Annotated in this window: 17 protein-coding genes and 2 tRNA genes; 12 read left to right on the top strand and 7 right to left on the bottom strand. The window is 69.1% G+C overall.

Features of this window, described 5'->3' with window-relative positions; genetic code table 11:
* Nucleotides 1–30: 30 nt before the first annotated feature.
* Both gap and tkt read right to left on the bottom strand, forming a co-directional pair.
* Nucleotides 31–1,038, bottom strand: coding sequence for a type I glyceraldehyde-3-phosphate dehydrogenase (gap, locus tag RMP08_RS01025; RefSeq protein ID WP_310467082.1), 1,008 nt, complete (start codon nt 1,036–1,038; stop codon nt 31–33).
* Complete coding sequence (tkt, locus tag RMP08_RS01020; protein WP_310467081.1) at nt 1,035–3,026, bottom strand: transketolase; 1,992 nt, start codon at nt 3,024–3,026, stop codon at nt 1,035–1,037. The genes gap and tkt overlap by 4 nt, the downstream gene beginning before the upstream one ends.
* Before the next feature lie 116 nt (nt 3,027–3,142).
* Between tkt and RMP08_RS01015 the strand changes: the two genes are divergently transcribed.
* The 7 genes from RMP08_RS01015 to RMP08_RS00985 all read left to right on the top strand — a co-directional run bounded on the left by RMP08_RS01015 (nt 3,143) and on the right by RMP08_RS00985 (nt 7,196).
* Complete coding sequence (locus RMP08_RS01015; RefSeq protein ID WP_310467080.1) at nt 3,143–3,328, top strand: hypothetical protein; 186 nt, start codon at nt 3,143–3,145, stop codon at nt 3,326–3,328.
* Entirely contained in the window at nt 3,328–3,672 is a 345-nt protein-coding gene (locus tag RMP08_RS01010; protein WP_310467079.1) for a cell division protein ZapA, read from the top strand. The genes RMP08_RS01015 and RMP08_RS01010 overlap by 1 nt, the downstream gene beginning before the upstream one ends.
* Nucleotides 3,673–3,827: 155 nt before the next feature.
* A complete protein-coding gene (locus RMP08_RS01005) occupies nt 3,828–4,436 on the top strand; it encodes a 5-formyltetrahydrofolate cyclo-ligase (RefSeq protein ID WP_310467078.1) in 609 nt (202 codons plus the stop codon).
* Between the two features lie 67 nt (nt 4,437–4,503).
* The gene (locus RMP08_RS01000; RefSeq protein ID WP_310467077.1) at nt 4,504–5,346 is read left to right on the top strand and encodes a serine hydrolase; all 843 of its coding nucleotides are present in this window, start codon (nt 4,504–4,506) and stop codon (nt 5,344–5,346) included.
* 38 nt (nt 5,347–5,384) lie between these two features.
* Nucleotides 5,385–5,639 carry a DUF2842 domain-containing protein gene (locus RMP08_RS00995; RefSeq protein ID WP_310467076.1) on the top strand — a complete coding sequence of 85 codons (255 nt, stop codon included), beginning with the start codon at nt 5,385–5,387 and terminating at the stop codon, nt 5,637–5,639.
* Between the two features lie 37 nt (nt 5,640–5,676).
* Nucleotides 5,677–6,744 carry a cell wall hydrolase gene (locus RMP08_RS00990; RefSeq protein ID WP_310467075.1) on the top strand — a complete coding sequence of 356 codons (1,068 nt, stop codon included), beginning with the start codon at nt 5,677–5,679 and terminating at the stop codon, nt 6,742–6,744.
* Nucleotides 6,741–7,196 (top strand): hypothetical protein, encoded by a 456-nt coding sequence (locus tag RMP08_RS00985; protein WP_310467074.1) that lies wholly within the window; start codon nt 6,741–6,743, stop codon nt 7,194–7,196. Before RMP08_RS00990 ends, RMP08_RS00985 begins: the two co-directional genes overlap by 4 nt.
* A 13-nt stretch (nt 7,197–7,209) precedes the next feature.
* On the opposite strand, the gene RMP08_RS00980 is transcribed toward RMP08_RS00985, so the two are convergent.
* The 3 genes from RMP08_RS00980 to RMP08_RS00970 form a co-directional block, all read right to left on the bottom strand.
* Nucleotides 7,210–8,031: a J domain-containing protein gene (locus RMP08_RS00980; protein WP_310467073.1), complete on the bottom strand. Its 822-nt coding sequence runs from the start codon at nt 8,029–8,031 to the stop codon at nt 7,210–7,212.
* A 36-nt stretch (nt 8,032–8,067) separates the two neighbouring features.
* A tRNA-Asp gene (locus tag RMP08_RS00975) sits at nt 8,068–8,144 on the bottom strand.
* Between the two features lie 17 nt (nt 8,145–8,161).
* Nucleotides 8,162–9,388 carry an AI-2E family transporter gene (locus RMP08_RS00970; protein ID WP_310467072.1) on the bottom strand — a complete coding sequence of 409 codons (1,227 nt, stop codon included), beginning with the start codon at nt 9,386–9,388 and terminating at the stop codon, nt 8,162–8,164.
* A gap of 141 nt (nt 9,389–9,529) precedes the next feature.
* Here RMP08_RS00970 and RMP08_RS00965 point away from each other — a divergent pair, with 141 nt between their 5' ends.
* Nucleotides 9,530–11,956 carry a PAS domain S-box protein gene (locus RMP08_RS00965; protein WP_310467071.1) on the top strand — a complete coding sequence of 809 codons (2,427 nt, stop codon included), beginning with the start codon at nt 9,530–9,532 and terminating at the stop codon, nt 11,954–11,956.
* A 5-nt stretch (nt 11,957–11,961) separates the two neighbouring features.
* Here the strand turns inward: RMP08_RS00965 and RMP08_RS00960 are convergent.
* Together RMP08_RS00960 and RMP08_RS00955 are read right to left on the bottom strand one after the other, a co-directional pair.
* Nucleotides 11,962–12,045 (bottom strand) — tRNA-Leu (locus tag RMP08_RS00960).
* A gap of 39 nt (nt 12,046–12,084) precedes the next feature.
* On the bottom strand, nt 12,085–13,593 hold the full coding sequence (locus RMP08_RS00955; RefSeq protein ID WP_310467070.1) for a YifB family Mg chelatase-like AAA ATPase: 1,509 nt from the start codon (nt 13,591–13,593) through the stop codon (nt 12,085–12,087).
* Nucleotides 13,594–13,738: 145 nt separating this feature from the next.
* On the opposite strand from RMP08_RS00955, the gene RMP08_RS00950 reads away from it, so the two are divergent.
* The 4 genes from RMP08_RS00950 to yidD all read left to right on the top strand — a co-directional run bounded on the left by RMP08_RS00950 (nt 13,739) and on the right by yidD (nt 14,925).
* A complete protein-coding gene (locus RMP08_RS00950; RefSeq protein ID WP_310467069.1) occupies nt 13,739–14,170 on the top strand; it encodes a hypothetical protein in 432 nt (143 codons plus the stop codon).
* A gap of 88 nt (nt 14,171–14,258) precedes the next feature.
* Nucleotides 14,259–14,393 carry a 50S ribosomal protein L34 gene (rpmH, locus tag RMP08_RS00945; RefSeq protein ID WP_310467085.1) on the top strand — a complete coding sequence of 45 codons (135 nt, stop codon included), beginning with the start codon at nt 14,259–14,261 and terminating at the stop codon, nt 14,391–14,393.
* 2 nt (nt 14,394–14,395) lie between these two features.
* On the top strand, nt 14,396–14,716 hold the full coding sequence (gene rnpA, locus RMP08_RS00940; protein ID WP_310467083.1) for a ribonuclease P protein component: 321 nt from the start codon (nt 14,396–14,398) through the stop codon (nt 14,714–14,716).
* The gene (yidD, locus tag RMP08_RS00935) at nt 14,713–14,925 is read left to right on the top strand and encodes a membrane protein insertion efficiency factor YidD (RefSeq protein ID WP_310467068.1); all 213 of its coding nucleotides are present in this window, start codon (nt 14,713–14,715) and stop codon (nt 14,923–14,925) included. The genes rnpA and yidD overlap by 4 nt, the downstream gene beginning before the upstream one ends.
* Nucleotide 14,926: the final 1 nt, after the last annotated feature.

Here is a 14,926-nt window from a genome sequence, read left to right as displayed (position 1 = left end):
GGTCGTCGAGGGTTTTGAAACCGGGCATGTTCAGCCGAGCTTGGCCATCGCACCCGCGGTGTCGACCATGCGGTTCGAGAAGCCCCATTCATTGTCGTACCAGCTGACCACGCGGACCAATTTTCCTTCGAGCACGGTGGTTTCGAGGCTGTCGATGGTCGAGCTGGCCGGGTCACCGTTGAAGTCGATCGAGACCAAAGGCTCGTCGGTGTAAGCGAGGATGCCCTTCAGCGGACCGCTCTCGCTGGCCGCCTTCAAGGCACCGTTCACTTCCTCGACCGTCGTGTCGCGCTTCGGCGTGAAGGTCAGGTCGACGAGGCTGACGTTGGGCGTCGGCACGCGCACGGCCGAGCCGTCGAGCTTGCCCTTCAGTTCCGGCAGCACCTCGCCGACGGCGCGGGCGGCGCCGGTCGTGGTCGGGATGATCGACATGCCGGCGGCCCGCGCCCGGCGCGGGTCGGGATGGATCTGGTCGAGAATTTTCTGGTCGTTGGTGTAGGCGTGAATGGTCGTCATCAGGCCACGCTCGATGCCGATGACGTCGTTCATCACCTTGGCGACCGGCGCCAGGCAGTTGGTGGTGCACGAAGCGTTCGAGACGATGGTGTGCTCGGCGCTCAATTTGTCGTGGTTGACGCCGTAGACGACGGTGAGGTCGGCGCCCTTCGCCGGGGCCGAAATCAGGACGCGTTTGGCGCCCGCGTCGAGATGCTTCTGGCCGCCTTCGCGGTCGGCGAAGAAACCGGTGCACTCGAGCGCGATGTCGACGCCGTTGGCCTTGTGCGGGAGCTTGGCGGGGTCGCGCTCGGCGGTGACGTGGATGCGCTTGCCGTTGACGATGAGGTCGTTGCCATCGGCCGAGACCTCGCCCGGGAACGAGCCGTGGACGCTGTCGCGCTTGAACAGCATGGCGTTCGACTTGGCGTCGGCGAGGTCGTTGATGGCGACCAGCTCGAGCCCGCAATCGGGGCGCTCGAGGATGGCGCGGGCGACCAGCCGGCCGATGCGGCCGAAGCCGTTGATTGCAACTTTCGTCATTTTCCCAGTCTCTCCAGGATTTTGGGGGTGATGGCCTCGCTGGTGAGGCCGAAATGCTCGTACAGATCGGGTGCGGGAGCGCTGGCGCCGAAGCGGTCGAGGCCGATGCGCAGGCCGTGGAGGCCGGTGTAGCGCTCCCAGCCGAAGGTGGCGCCGGCCTCGATCGACACGCGCAGGATGTCGCGGTTGGAGACATCGGGGAGGATGTCTTCGCGGTAAGCCGCGTCCTGCGCGTCGAAGCGCTCGGTGCACGGCATCGAGACGACGTCGGCGCCGATCCCCTGCCCTTCAAGCCGCTCCGCGACATCGAGCGCGATCTCGACCTCGGAGCCGGTGGCAATGAGGATCACTTTTCGCGCGGCGGCGGCGCTTATGAGCCGGTACGCGCCCTTGGCGGTCAGATTCTCTTTCGCCGCCTTCGTGCGCACCGGCCGCAAATTCTGCCGTGACAGCGCGAGCACGCTCGGGCCGTCGTTGGCCAGCGCGGCGGCCCACGCCTCGGCGGTCTCGACCGCGTCGGCGGGGCGGAACACTTCGAGGCCCGGCATCGCGCGCAGGCTTTGCAGATGCTCGACCGGCTGGTGGGTCGGCCCGTCCTCGCCGAGCCCGATCGAATCGTGGGTCATGACGTAGATCACGCGGGCGGTCTGCAGCGCGCTGAGGCGGATCGCGGGGCGGCAGTAATCGGCGAACACCAGGAACGTCCCGCCGTACGGGATCACCCCGCCGTGCAGCGCCATCCCGTTCATCGCCGCCGCCATGCCGAATTCGCGGATGCCGTAATAGATGTAGCGCCCGGCGTAATTGTCCGCGGTCAGCGCGTCCTGGCCCTTGGTCTTGGTGTTGTTGGAGCCGGTCAGGTCGGCCGAGCCGCCGATCGTCCACGGCACCGCGGCGTTGATCGCCTCGAGCGCCATTTCCGACGCTTTCCGCGTCGCCACCGGCTTGGCGCCGGCGAACAGCGTGTCGAGGTGCGGCTTGAGCCATTTGTCATCGGCCTTGCCCTCGAGCTGGGCGAGGAAATCGGCCTTGCGCTTGCTGGCGTCGAGCCGGCGGTGCCATTCTGCGCGCTCGGCGGAGCCCCGCTGGCCCGCGCTGCGCCACGCATCCATGACATCGGCGGGAATGGTGAATTCGTTGGGATCGAGCCCGAGGCCCTGGCGCGCGGCGGCGACCTCGTCCTTGCCGAGCGCGGCGCCGTGGGTGGCGGCGGTGCCCTGCTTGTTGGGGGCGCCGTAGCCGATCACCGTTTTGCAGCGAATCAAGGTCGGTCGCTCGTCGGCGATGGCCTTGTCGAGCGCCTGGCCGACCTTGCCCGCCTCGAGCCCGTCGACCTCGAGCGTCTGCCACCCGCACGCCGCGTGGCGCGCCATGACGTCCTCGTTGCGGCTTAAGTCGGTCGAGCCGTCGATGGTGATCTTGTTATCGTCCCACAGCACGATCAGCCGGCCCAGCTTCAAATGCCCGGCGAGCCCGACCGCTTCATGGTTGATGCCTTCCATCAGGCAGCCGTCGCCGGCGATCACGAAGGTGCGGTGGTCGACCAGATCATCGCCGTAGATCGCGTTCAGGTGGCGCTCGGCGATCGCCATTCCGACCGCGGTGGCGAGCCCCTGCCCCAATGGCCCGGTGGTGGTTTCGACCCCGGCCAGCTCGAAATTCTCGGGGTGGCCGGCGCACGGGCTGCCGAGCTGGCGGAAGTTGCGGATGTCGTCGAGCGTGGGGCGCGCGTATCCGGTCAAATGGAGCAGAGCGTAAATCAACATCGAGCCGTGGCCGGCCGACAGCACGAAACGGTCGCGGTCGGGCCAGTGGGGATCGGCGGGGTCGTATTTCAAATGCCGGGTGAACAATGCGGTCGCGGCGTCGGCCATGCCCATCGGCATCCCCGGGTGGCCCGAGTTGGCGGCCTCCACCGCGTCCATCGCCAGGGCGCGAATGGCGTTGGCCAGGCGGCGTTGAGTCGGCTGCAAGGTTTCGGGCTCCATCGACGGCAATCGGCCGCGCGCGGGACTCGGGGCGGCCGATGGGTGGCCCTGTGGCGGGTGCGCGGTGCAGCGTCAATGCTTGCCCGGCCCGCCTATCTTGCGTAGTCGTTGGAGCGATGGGCGAACAGGGACTTACCGCAGCGCTGGACCGCGCCGAGCACGCTGTCGGGCGCATTGAGCGCGCGCTCGCCAAGCGTGCCGGGGAGCAGGCGGCCCCCGCGCCGCGCGACGAAGCGCTGCGCAGCAAGGTGCGCGAGGCGGTCGCCGAACTCGACGAGCTGATCCGCGCGGGTGGGGCCTGATGGCCGAAGTCGAGCTCAGCATCGCCGGACGCTCGTACCGCGTCGCCTGCCGCGACGGCGAGGAGGACACACTGCGCGCAGCCGGGGCGCTGGTCGATGCCAAGAGCCGCGAGGCACTGGCCGGGCTCGGCACCTTGTCCGAAGCGCGGCAATTGCTGTTCGCCTCGCTGCTGCTCGCCGATCAATTGGTCGAACAGGGCAAGGGTGGCGCAAGCAAGGCCGCGCCGGCGCCGGCCGCGGCGAGCAGCGAGCCCGACCCGATCGTCGCCGCCCGCGCCGGGCGGCTCGCCGCGCATCTCGAAGCGCTCGCCGATGCCCTTGAGGCCGAGGGCCAGAGCGCCTAAATAGAAGGCGACGGGAACTGCCCGGTACGAGGCCTTAGAAAATCCCTGAGGCGATTAAATATCCTAGGGGGCTGTCCCTGGTTGGACCCTGGTCCGGCACACATGGCTCCCACCTGACGTTTGTGGCGTCAGAGGATTTCCGGCAAACGGCCATGGTGGTCCCGTCACCTCCCTTCCCAATTGTCGTCAAGGACAAGCTGCGCCGCGCCGCGCTCGACGCGCGAAAGGCCTTTGTCCGCACGCTCGACGACGCGACGCGCAACCAGCTCGAGCACCAGCTCGCCGAGCGGCTGACCGCCTTGTGCGCGGGGGCGTCGGTGGTCGGCGGCTATGTCCCGCTCGGCAGCGAGATCAGCCCGCTGCTGGCGCTGGAGGAGGCGCGCGCGGTCGGCGCGATCGTCGCGCTCCCCGCTTTTTCCAACCCGGCCAAGCCGTTCCGCTTTCTTGCCGGCGATGCCGCCACCGGCGGCCCGTTCGGGATCCTCCAGCCCAAGGCAAGCGCGCCGCCGGTCGAGCCCGACCTGATCCTGGTACCATTGATCGCGGTCGACGGGCGCGGCACGCGTCTCGGCCGCGGCAAGGGCCATTACGACCGTGTGCTGGCCCCGCTCCGGCGCAAAGGCGCACGGCTGATCGGCGTCGGCTGGGCGCTTCAGCGCATATGTGATGACATCCCCGCCGATCCGTGGGACGTGCCGCTCGACGGCTTCGCCAGCCCCGACGGGCTGGAGCTGTTCGATGTCCCAACTCGGGAAAGTCGTTAAGTAGGCGGAACAACATTCCCGGTTCGATGATAATCTCACATTAAGCTCCACGCGGTAAGGAACCGGGATGCGCTTTTTCGCTCTCCTCTGCTGGTTGGCGCTGTTCGGGGCACAGCCGGCGCTCGCCGCCTCGTCGCCGCGGCTGGTCCCGCTCGAGCGCCAGCTCGCGTGGCTGACCGCCGGGCAGAGCTCGGACGTCGGCATCGCCGCGCTCGACCTGCGCACCGGCGAGCTGGTCGCGGTTCGCGGTGACGAGCCGTTCCCGATGGCGAGCACGGTCAAGATCGCGGTCGCCGCCAATTACCTCGCCCAGGTCGAGCATGGCCGGCGCAGCCTCGACGACACTATCTCGGGCCGTTCGGCGCGCAGCCTGATGGAAGCGATGATCATCCGCAGCGACAACCACGCCACCGACGTCCTGATGCGCGATCTTGGCGGGCCGAGCACGCTGCAGGCGTGGCTCGACCAGAACCAGATCACCGGGCTGCGCATCGACCGCAACATCGCGCAATTGCTGAGCGCGCGGCGCGATTTGCGCGACCGCCGCGATTCGAGCACGCCGACCGCGATGGTCGGGCTGCTCCAGCGCATCGACAGCGGCCAATTGCTCAAGCCCGCGAGCAAGAATTATCTGCTCGGGCTGATGGCGCGCTGCCAGACCGGCAAGAACCGCATTCGAGGCATGCTGCCGTTCGGGACGCGGGTCGAGAACAAGACCGGTACCTTGAACGGACTGACCACCGACGTCGGCTTCATCACTTTGCCCGACGGGCGCCGCGTCGCGGTGGCGCTGTTCGCGCGCTACGGCGCCAACCGCCCCAACACCATCGCCCAGGCCGCCCGCGCCATCTACGACGGCTTCGCGGGCTGGCTGCGCGGCGGCTACACTCCCGCCTTCGGCGCGCAATAATCATCGTTTTCGGGGGTCAAGGCGTCTAGACCGGCGCAATGGCCGATTCCCCTCCGCCCCGCGCCGCGCAGCCGTCCTGGCGCAAGCCGGCGGCGATCGCTTCAATCGTCCTTCTGATCGCCGTGTGGACGGCACTGGTCGGCTCGCTTTCGGGGCTTGTCGGGGGCTGGCCGGTGCTCGTTCAGGCGCTGTTCTACCTGGTCGTGGGAGTTGCCTGGATCGTGCCCTTGAAGCCCCTGCTGCGGTGGTCCGAGACGGGACAGTGGCGGGCACCGCGCGGCGGAAGCGATTGAACACACCGTATTGTTTCCCTATGTCACTAAACGCTCAATGACCTCATCGATTGCCTTGAAGCCGGTGCGGCTATGGCGCGCCTATCCGCGCGAGACCGTCGTGCTGGCCACGCTCGGGCTGGCGTTGGCCGGCGCGCTGGCCGGCGCCGCTTACTCGATTCCGGTGATGCCGCAGCCGGGCAGTGACGCGGCGCGGATCGCCCCCGCCCCGCCCGCCCCGCCGCCGCTGCTGGTGCGCCAGCTGGCGCCCGAGGATGCCGCGGCGATCAACCTCGCGATCCCGCTTGCCAGCGGCCCTAACCCCGCCGCGCGGCCGTTTGCGCTGGGCAAGGCCGATGCCGCCGCCCGCGCCCGTGCCACCGAATGCCTGACCAGCGCGGTCTATTACGAGGCCGGCAACGAAAGCGCCGACGGCCAGAAAGCGGTCGCCCAGGTGGTCCTCAACCGGGTCCGCCACCCGGCCTTCCCGGCCAGCGTGTGCGGGGTGGTCTACCAGGGCTCGACGCGCGCCACCGGCTGCCAGTTCACCTTCACCTGCGACGGTTCGCTGATGCGCCGCCCGAGCGCCGCCGGCTGGGCCCGCGCACGCCAGGTGGCCGAGGCGGCGCTCGCCGGCAAGGTCCACGCGCCGGTCGGCACGGCGACCCATTATCACGCCAATTATGTCGTGCCCTACTGGGCCTCGAGCCTGGTCAAGAACGCGATTTCCGGCGCGCACATCTTCTACCGCTGGAGCGGCGGCTGGGGCCGCCCGCCGGCATTTGCCCAGCGTTATGCCCAGGCCGAGCCCGACAGCGACGCCCTGCGCGCCGCGGCCGCGCTCGCCGAACGCTCGGACGAAGCCGAAGCGATCGCCGAAATCCCCGGCGCCGAGGCCCTCGCCGCCAGCGGCGACGAGGAACAGAGGGTTGCGATCCGCTTCAACCTCGCGGCGCGCAAGGCTGTCGAGGAAGCGCCGCGCCAGCCCTATGTCGAAAAGGTCGCGGCGTCGCAGAACCTGCGCTGGTCGCTGACCGGAGCGGAGACGTCGGGGCACGAGCAGCCGCTGGGACGCCCCGCGACCTCGTACAGCGTCGGCGACGCTGGCGGTGCATCGGGCCAGTGAGCGGGTTCACGCCGGCCGAGCGTATCGAGGTCGACCGCCAATACCGCATCCTGGTCAAAGCGCTCCACGCGCTCGACCCGGCCCACCCGGCCAAGCTGCGTGCCGCGCTGACCCGCGCCGAGGCGGCGCCGACCGACCCGACTTTGGCGCGCGTATTGGTCGCGCAGGAAATCCTGCGCGGGATCGCGTGGGAGGGGCGCGCGCCTTTGACGGTGCGCGACATGGCGATGCCCGCCGCGCTTGCCCAGGCGATGTCCGAGGCCGAGAAACTGGGCCGCGCGATCGGCCCCCACGCCCACCAGCAGCGCCGCGGCCTGCTCGGCCTGCTGCGCTGGCGCAAGAGCTTTTCCCAGAACGGCAAGGTGGCGTTGATGCGGTGCAGGGCGATCGGCGCCACGCTCGACCGCCGCCAGGCGGCACGGCGCCCCAAGCGCGGGTTGCGCACGGTCTAGCCGCTATCGCCGCTTACTGCGGATCGAGCAGGATGCCGGCTTCGCGCGCGGTCGGTGACAGCATTAGCCACACCCTGCCGCGAATCTGGTCGAGGCGGGCCTCGATCGCCAAATAATCGTCGCTCAGCAGCCGTGCCGCGTTCATTTGCCGCGCGGTCACCGCCGACGCCCTGAAATGTCCGTCATCGCGCACCAGGTCGCTTCCCTGGAGCATCGCCACGGCATCCTCGAATGCGGCGCAGCGGTCGAGCCGCTCCAGGCTCGGCTGCTCGCGCATCTGGAAGTGGCAGCGGCGGCTCCGCTCGGCCAGTGCGTCGCGGTCGCCGGCGGCCACCAATTGCTGGGCGGAGATGACTGCCGCGGCGATGATCGACGCGTCGACCGGCGCGTCGAGATCGGCCGCGGCGGTTGCCTGTGCGCCTCCCCCGCGGCCGAAATCGGGCTGGTCGAGGACGCGGCCCATGCGATCGGAGACGGCGGCGGTGAGGTCGGCGACGGTGCGGCGGTCGACCAGCGCGGCAACCGCCAGCGCAACCAGCAAGACCGGCCACCAGCTGCGCGGCCGCGGCTTCGCCCTGCGGCTGGCGCGAATCGCTGCGTCGCGCTCGTAGATCGCTTGGGACAGCTCGTCGCCGCGATCGCGCTCGAGCTCGGGCGCGGGGCGGTTGCGCAGTTCGGAATAAGCGCGGTTGATCTCGGCCGCGCGCTTGGCGCTGCCGCCCTTGCGGTCGGGATGGAAGCGCTTGATGAGCTTTTTGTAAGCAGCCTCGATCGCCGCCGGCTCGGCCCCCGGCTCAAGCCCCAAAATCACGAACGCGGAGCGGTCGGCGCTCATCGGCGCACCTTTAGCGCATTGTCCAGCAAGGGAAAATGGCGCGAGTGACGGGGCTCGAACCCGCGACCTCCGGCGTGACAGGCCGGCGCTCTAACCAACTGAGCTACACCCGCACGGGGTGGCGCGGCGATTAGGTGACGCCCTCTGCACTGTCAACTCGGCTGTCGCCCCGCCGGGCAGCTCCTCCCTCGTCCTTGTCATCGTCCTCGCCGACATGGGTCAGCGTGCCGTCCTCGAACAGGAAACCGGCGATGTCGGGGGTGCCGGCGGCGGAGAAAACGCTTTTCATGATGATCAGCAGCGGCACCGCGAGCAGCGCCCCGGTGGTCCCCCACACCCACGACCAGAAGCTCAGGGCAATCAGGATGGCGAGCGGGTTGATGGTCAGCTTCTTGCCGACGATCATCGGGGTGATGACATTGGCCTCGATCATGTGGAGCCCGACGAAGATCGCCGGCGGGAGCAGCGCCGACCAGGCGTCGGGAAACACCATCAAGCCGCCGAAGAACAATAGCAGCGCCGAGGCGATCGGCCCGAGGTAGGGGATGTAGTTCAAGACCGCGACGATCCCGCCCCACATCAGCGGCGAGGTCATGCCGAGCTGCCACAGGATCAGCGCGGTCAGCGCGCCCAAGATGACGTTGATGACGGTGATGGTGGCGATGTAGGTCGAGGTCGCATCGACCACCTGCTGGATCACGCGGGCGGTGGTCAGCGCGCCCTCGAAGCTGCCGCGGCTGACGATGGTCTGCTTGCGCATGCTGGTCCAGCCGGCGAGGAAAAAGAAGATCACCAGCAGCGCGAAGAACAATTGGATGATCGCGTGCGGCGCCGAGGCGGTGATCAGCCCGAGCATCGAATTGGGAGTCTCGATGCGCACCGTGCGGCCGGGGGTCGGCGCCGACTGGATTTGCGAGACGGTGCGGTTGATGAATTTCTCGAGCGTATTATACATGTCGAGCACAGGATCGAACGCCGCGCGCACGCGGTCGATGCGCTGCGGGATGAGCGCGATCCAGTCGATCGCCGGAAGCACGATCGAGCCGATCGCGAACAAGGCGATGAACAGGAAGATCACGACGCACAGCGCGGCGGCGATCTTGGGCGTGACCCCGCGCCGCTCGAACCATTCGAGCATCGGCACCAAAGCAATCGCGATCACCAAAGCGGCGGTGACCGGAAGGAAGAACTCGGCCCCGGCGCGCAGCGCGAAGGGCAGCGCGATGACCAGCCCGACGCCGGCGATCAGGGTCAGCGAGGCGAGCAGCCGGTCGCGCTTGACGGTGATGCCCTCGGCGAGTTGACGCGCTTCGTCGCCGGTCTCGCTGTGCTTCTGCTTGCTCGTGCGGGCATCCATGGTGGCACCATATCGAGGCCAGGTCGCGGCGGCTAGACGATTGCCGCCGCCAGAGGCTTGATAGCACGGCTAAAGTCCCGGGTGACAAGCGGTTGAACCTGGGGCAAAGCCGCGCGCCAGTGCTGCTGCCAAGGGCAAGTGATGACCGGTGTAACTTCGCAGGACTCGGTCACCGCCCTCACCGACGACGAGATCAAGCATTTCGCGTTCGACCGGGCGGAGATTCTCAACCAATTGTCGGAGGGCGTAATCGTCGCCGGCGCGGACGGCCGGTTGCTGTTCGTCAACCAGGCCGCCGAGCGCATCCACGGGGTCAAGACGCTCGATGTAGCGCCCGACGACTACAGCGCCACCTACCATTTGCTGACGACCGACGGCGAGCCCTACCCGTTCGAGCACTTGCCGCTGGCGCGCGCGGTACGCGGCGGCGAGACGGTCGAGGACGCGCACTGGCGCATCCGCCGGCCCGACGGCAGCGAAGTGCTGGCGATCGGCAGCGCGCGGCCATTGCTCAAGGACGGGGCGCAGATCGGCGCGATCCTCACCTTGCGCGACGACAGCGCACGGTTCGCCGCCGAGCAAAGGCTGCGCGAGAGCGAGACGCGGTTCCGCAACATGGCCGACAATGCGCCGGTGATGATGTGGGTGACCGCGCCCGACGGCTATTGCACCTATTTGAACCAGCGCTGGTACGAGTTCACCGGCCAGTCGCCGGGCGAGGCCGAGGGGTTCGGCTGGCTCGAGGCGGTGCACCCCGCGGACCGCGAGGAATCGGGCGCGGTGTTCGTCGCCGCCAACCGCGACCATGTCGAGTTCCGCCACGAGTACCGCCTGCGCCGCGCCGACGGCGCGTACCGCTGGGCGATCGACGCGGCGAGCCCGCGGTTCGGGCCGGACGGCGAGTATCTCGGCTACGTCGGGTCGGTGCTCGATATCGACGAGCGCCGCGAGTTCGAGGAGGCGCTGCGGGTCAAGGGCGAGGAATTTTACACGCTGGCCGACAATATCCCGGCGCTGGCGTGGATGGCCTACGCCGACGGCAACATATTTTGGTACAACCGCCGCTGGTACGATTACACCGGCACCTCGGCGGAAACGCAGGAAGGCTGGGGGTGGGAGTCGGTGCACGACCCCGCCGTGCTACCGCTGGTAGTCGAGCGCTGGAGCCGCTCGCTGGCGAGCGGTGAGCCGTTCGAGATGACCTTCCCGCTGCGCCGCGCTGATGGCCTGTTCCGGCCGTTCCTGACACGCGTCGTCCCGGTCCGCGACGAGCACGGCAAGATCTTGCGCTGGTTCGGCACCAACATCGACGTCAGCGAGCAGGTCGCCGCGGAAGAGGCGCTCAAGCGGCTCAACGAAACGCTCGAATTGCGGGTCAGCGAGGAGGTCGAGCGGCGCACCCAGGCCGAGGACGCGCTGCGCCAGGCGCAGAAAATGGAAACCATCGGGCAATTGACCGGCGGCATCGCGCACGATTTCAACAATCTGCTGCAGATCATCGCCGGCAACCTCGACATCCTGCGCCGCACGCTACCCGCCGAGTCGGCACGGCTGCAGCGCTCGATCGAGAATGCCATGAAAGGCACTGATCGCGCCGCGGTGCTGACCCAGCGGCTACTCGCTTTCGCCCGCCGCCAGCCGCTCACGCCCAAGGTGCTCGATCCCAACAAACTGGTGTCGGGGATGTCGGAGATGGTCCATCGCACGCTCGGCGAGACCTATGCGGTGGAGACCGTGCTCGCCTCGGGGCTATGGCGGGTCGAGGCCGATCCCAACCAGCTCGAGACCGCCTTGCTCAACCTCGCGGTCAATTCGCGCGATGCCATGCCGGGCGGGGGCAAATTGACCGTCGAGACCGCCAACACCCATCTCGACCGCGACTATGCCGAGCGCCACGCGGGCGTCGCCCCCGGCCAATATGTCGTGATCTGCGTGTCCGACACCGGATCGGGGATGGACCCGGCAACCGCCGAGCGCGCTGTCGAGCCGTTCTTCACCACCAAGGACGTCGGCAAGGGCACCGGGCTCGGGCTGAGCATGGTCTACGGCTTCGTCAAGCAATCGGGCGGGCACCTCAAAATCTATTCCGAGCCGGGCCAGGGCACGACGGTCAAAATCTATCTGCCGCGCCACCACGGCGCCGAGACCGCCGAGGCCGAGCCGGCGCGCGCCGCGGCGCCGGCCGGCGACCGCAGCGAGACGATCCTGCTGTGCGAGGACGACGACGACGTCCGCGCCTTTTCCGCCGAATCCCTGCGCGAGCTCGGTTATGAGGTGCTCGAGGCGGGCGACGGCGAGGCGGCGCTGGCGTTGCTGGGGCCGGAGCAAGCGCCGGTCCACCTGCTGTTCACCGATGTCGTCCTGCCGGGGATCACCGGTGCGGTGCTCGCCGATCGCGCGCGCCAGCTGCGGCCTCGGCTCAAGGTGCTGTTCACCACCGGCTATGCGCGCAATGCGATCGTCCACCACGGGCGGCTCGACCCGGGGGTCGAGCTGTTGTCGAAGCCGTTCACCTACGCCGAGCTGGCCAAGCGCATCCGCGACCTGCTCGACGCGCCGGAAAAGTGAGAGATTGGTGCCCCTGGTCCGACTCGAACGGACACTCCTTGCAGAACTCGATTTTGAGTCGAGCGCGTCTACCATTCCGCCACAGGGGCCCTGCGACAAAGGCTAGCTAGGGAAGATTTCGGCAGCAATCAATTGCGGGGCGGCTGCCTGCGGTAGCTGAGCGCCTCGGCGATGTGGATGCGGCCGACGCCGTCGCTGCCCGCCAGATCGGCGATGGTGCGGGCGACACGCATCACGCGGTGGAAGCCGCGCGCCGACAACCGCATCGCCGCGGCGGCATCGGCGAGCAGCTTGCGCCCCGGATCGTCGGGGGTGGCGACGCGGTCGAGCAACTCACCGTCGGCCTCGGCATTGGTGCGCGCGCCCGAGCCGTTGAAGCGGCGCGACTGGACATTGCGCGCGGCGGCGACGCGCGACGCGACCTCGGCACTGCCCTCGCACGGCGGCGGGAGCGTGAGATCGGCGGCGCTGACGCTGGCGACTTCGACGTGGAGGTCGATGCGGTCGAGGAACGGGCCCGACACCTTGGCCTGGTAATCGGCGGCGCAGCGCGGGGCGCGGCTGCACGCCTGGGCGGGATCACCGAGGTGGCCGCAGCGGCACGGGTTCATCGCGGCGACAAGCTGTACCCGCGCGGGGAAGGTGACGTGGGTGTTGGCGCGCGCGACGCTGACGCTGCCGGTCTCGAGCGGCTGGCGCAGCGAATCGAGCACCGCGCGCTGGAACTCGGGAAGCTCGTCGAGGAACAGCACGCCGAGATGGGCGAGGCTGATCTCGCCGGGGCGAACGCGCAAGCCGCCGCCAACCAGCGCCGGCATTGACGCCGAGTGGTGGGGCGAGCGGAACGGGCGGCGGCGGCGGATGCGGCCGCCGGTCAGCTCGCCCGCGACCGAGGCGACCATCGACACTTCGAGCGCTTCGGCGGGCTCGAGCGGCGGGAGGATGCCGGGCAAGCAGGCGGCGAGCAACGATTTGCCCGCGCCGGGCGGCCCGCTCATCAGCAGATTGTGGCCACCCGCCGCGGCGATCTCCAGCGCGCGCTTGGCGACTTCCTGGCCCTTGACCTGGGCGAGGTCGGGGCCGCCTTCGGGGGGCTCGATTTCGGCATCGGCGGGAGGCGCCAGCAGCGCCGAGCCCTTCAAATGCGCGAGCAGCGCGAGCAGGTCGGGCGCGGCGACTACTTCGAGCGAGCCCGCCCACGCCGCCTCGCTGCCCTGGATGGCGGGGCAGATCAGACCGAGATCGGCGGCCGAGGCGTGGAGCGCGGCGAGCAAGACGCCGGGCGATGGGGCGATGCGGCCGTCGAGGCTGAGCTCGCCGACCGCGACATAGTGGGCCAGCGACTCGGCATCGGCGGCGCCGATCGCGACCAGCACGCCGAGCGCGATCGGCAGGTCGAAATGCGATCCTTCCTTGGGCAAATCGGCGGGCGACAGGTTGACCGTGATGCGCTTAGGCGGGAGCGCGAGGCCGATCGCGGCGAGCGCGGCACGGACCCGCTCGCGGCTCTCGGCGACGGCCTTGTCGGGCAGGCCGACGATGATGAACATCGGCAGGCCCGACGACAGCTGGACCTGGACCTCGACCGCGCGTGCCTCGAGCCCGAGGTAGGCGACGGTGGCGATGATCGCGGTCATTGGTGGCCGCGAGGGGCGGCGATACAGCGGCCTTCAGAACGGAGCGGCAAGCGGCCCCCTAGCTCGGCGCCTCGACGCTAGGCCTCGCATCGGGGCGCGGCAAGCAAACTTGCGTTGGCGGCGCCAAGCAACCACATCTGCCGCCATGTACACGCGCGAGCAGTGGGACCGGTTCATCGATCATCCGGTGGTCGAATGGTCGATTTTCGCGGTCGGCCTGGTGCTGATGCTGCTGTCGCCGTTGGCCGGCGTGGTCCCCGGCCCGGGCGGAATCCTGGTGTTCGCGCTGGGGCTGGCGATGGTCCTCAAGACCAGCATGTGGGCCAAGCGGCACTACGTCAAATTCAAGCGCTGGCAGCCCAAGGCCGGGCGCTGGGTCGATTGGGGGCTGCGGCGGTCGAGCGCCAAGCGGCGCGAGGCGCTGCGCAAGGAACGCGCCGACGCGGCCCTCCCGCCGACCACCGAAGAGGTCACGCAAGGCCCTGTCGAGGCGGCCATTCCCGACCCGCCGGCCAAGTCGCCGGAGACCTGGGCCGAGCGCGAAGGCCGCGCCGATCCGGCCGCTCCGCGCAATTGACTTTGCGCGGCCCCTCGCTTATCGGCGCGCTCGACAGCGGCTGCCTCGACGGCGGCCCTTTTTCTTTGATCAACTAGGGCAATGAGCGATGAAGCGCACCTTCCAGCCGAGCAATCTGGTCCGCAAGCGGCGGCACGGGTTCCGCCACCGCATGGCGACGGTCGGCGGACGCAAGGTCTTGAACGCGCGCCGCGCGCAGGGCCGCAAGAAGCTCAGCGCCTAGTCATCCTGCGCAAGCGCGCCGACTTCCTCGCCGCCAACCGCGGCAGGCGAGCGGCTACCCCCGGTTTCGTCCTGCTCGTCCGCGACCGCGGCGACGGAGATGCAACCAAGCGCATCGGTTTCACCGTGACCAAGAAGATCGGCGGCGCGGTTGTCCGCAACCGCATGAAACGGCGCTTGCGCGCACTCGCCCGGGAGTTGCTCCCCGCGGGCGGGATGTCGGGGGCCGACCATGTCCTGATCGGCCGCGCGGGCGGCATCGAGCGCGATTTTTCGATGTTGCGCGGCGAGCTGGCCGGCGCCTTGCAGAAACTCGCGCGATGATCGCCAAGGGGATGATCTGGGTCGCTCGGGCGTGGCAGCGGGGGCCGTCCAAGGTGCTGCCGCCGAGCTGCCGCTACCAGCCGAGCTGTTCGGCCTATGCGATCACCGCACTTCAACGCTATGGCGCGGCGCGCGGGGGCTGGCTTGCCTTGAAGCGCATCCTGCGCTGCCACCCGTGGGGCGGCCACGGCCCCGACCCGGTACCATGAC

This window comes from Sphingomonas sp., assembly GCF_031426035.1.
In the GTDB taxonomy this organism is placed as follows: domain Bacteria; phylum Pseudomonadota; class Alphaproteobacteria; order Sphingomonadales; family Sphingomonadaceae; genus Sphingomicrobium.
This window is presented reverse-complemented; position numbering and strand designations above follow the sequence as displayed.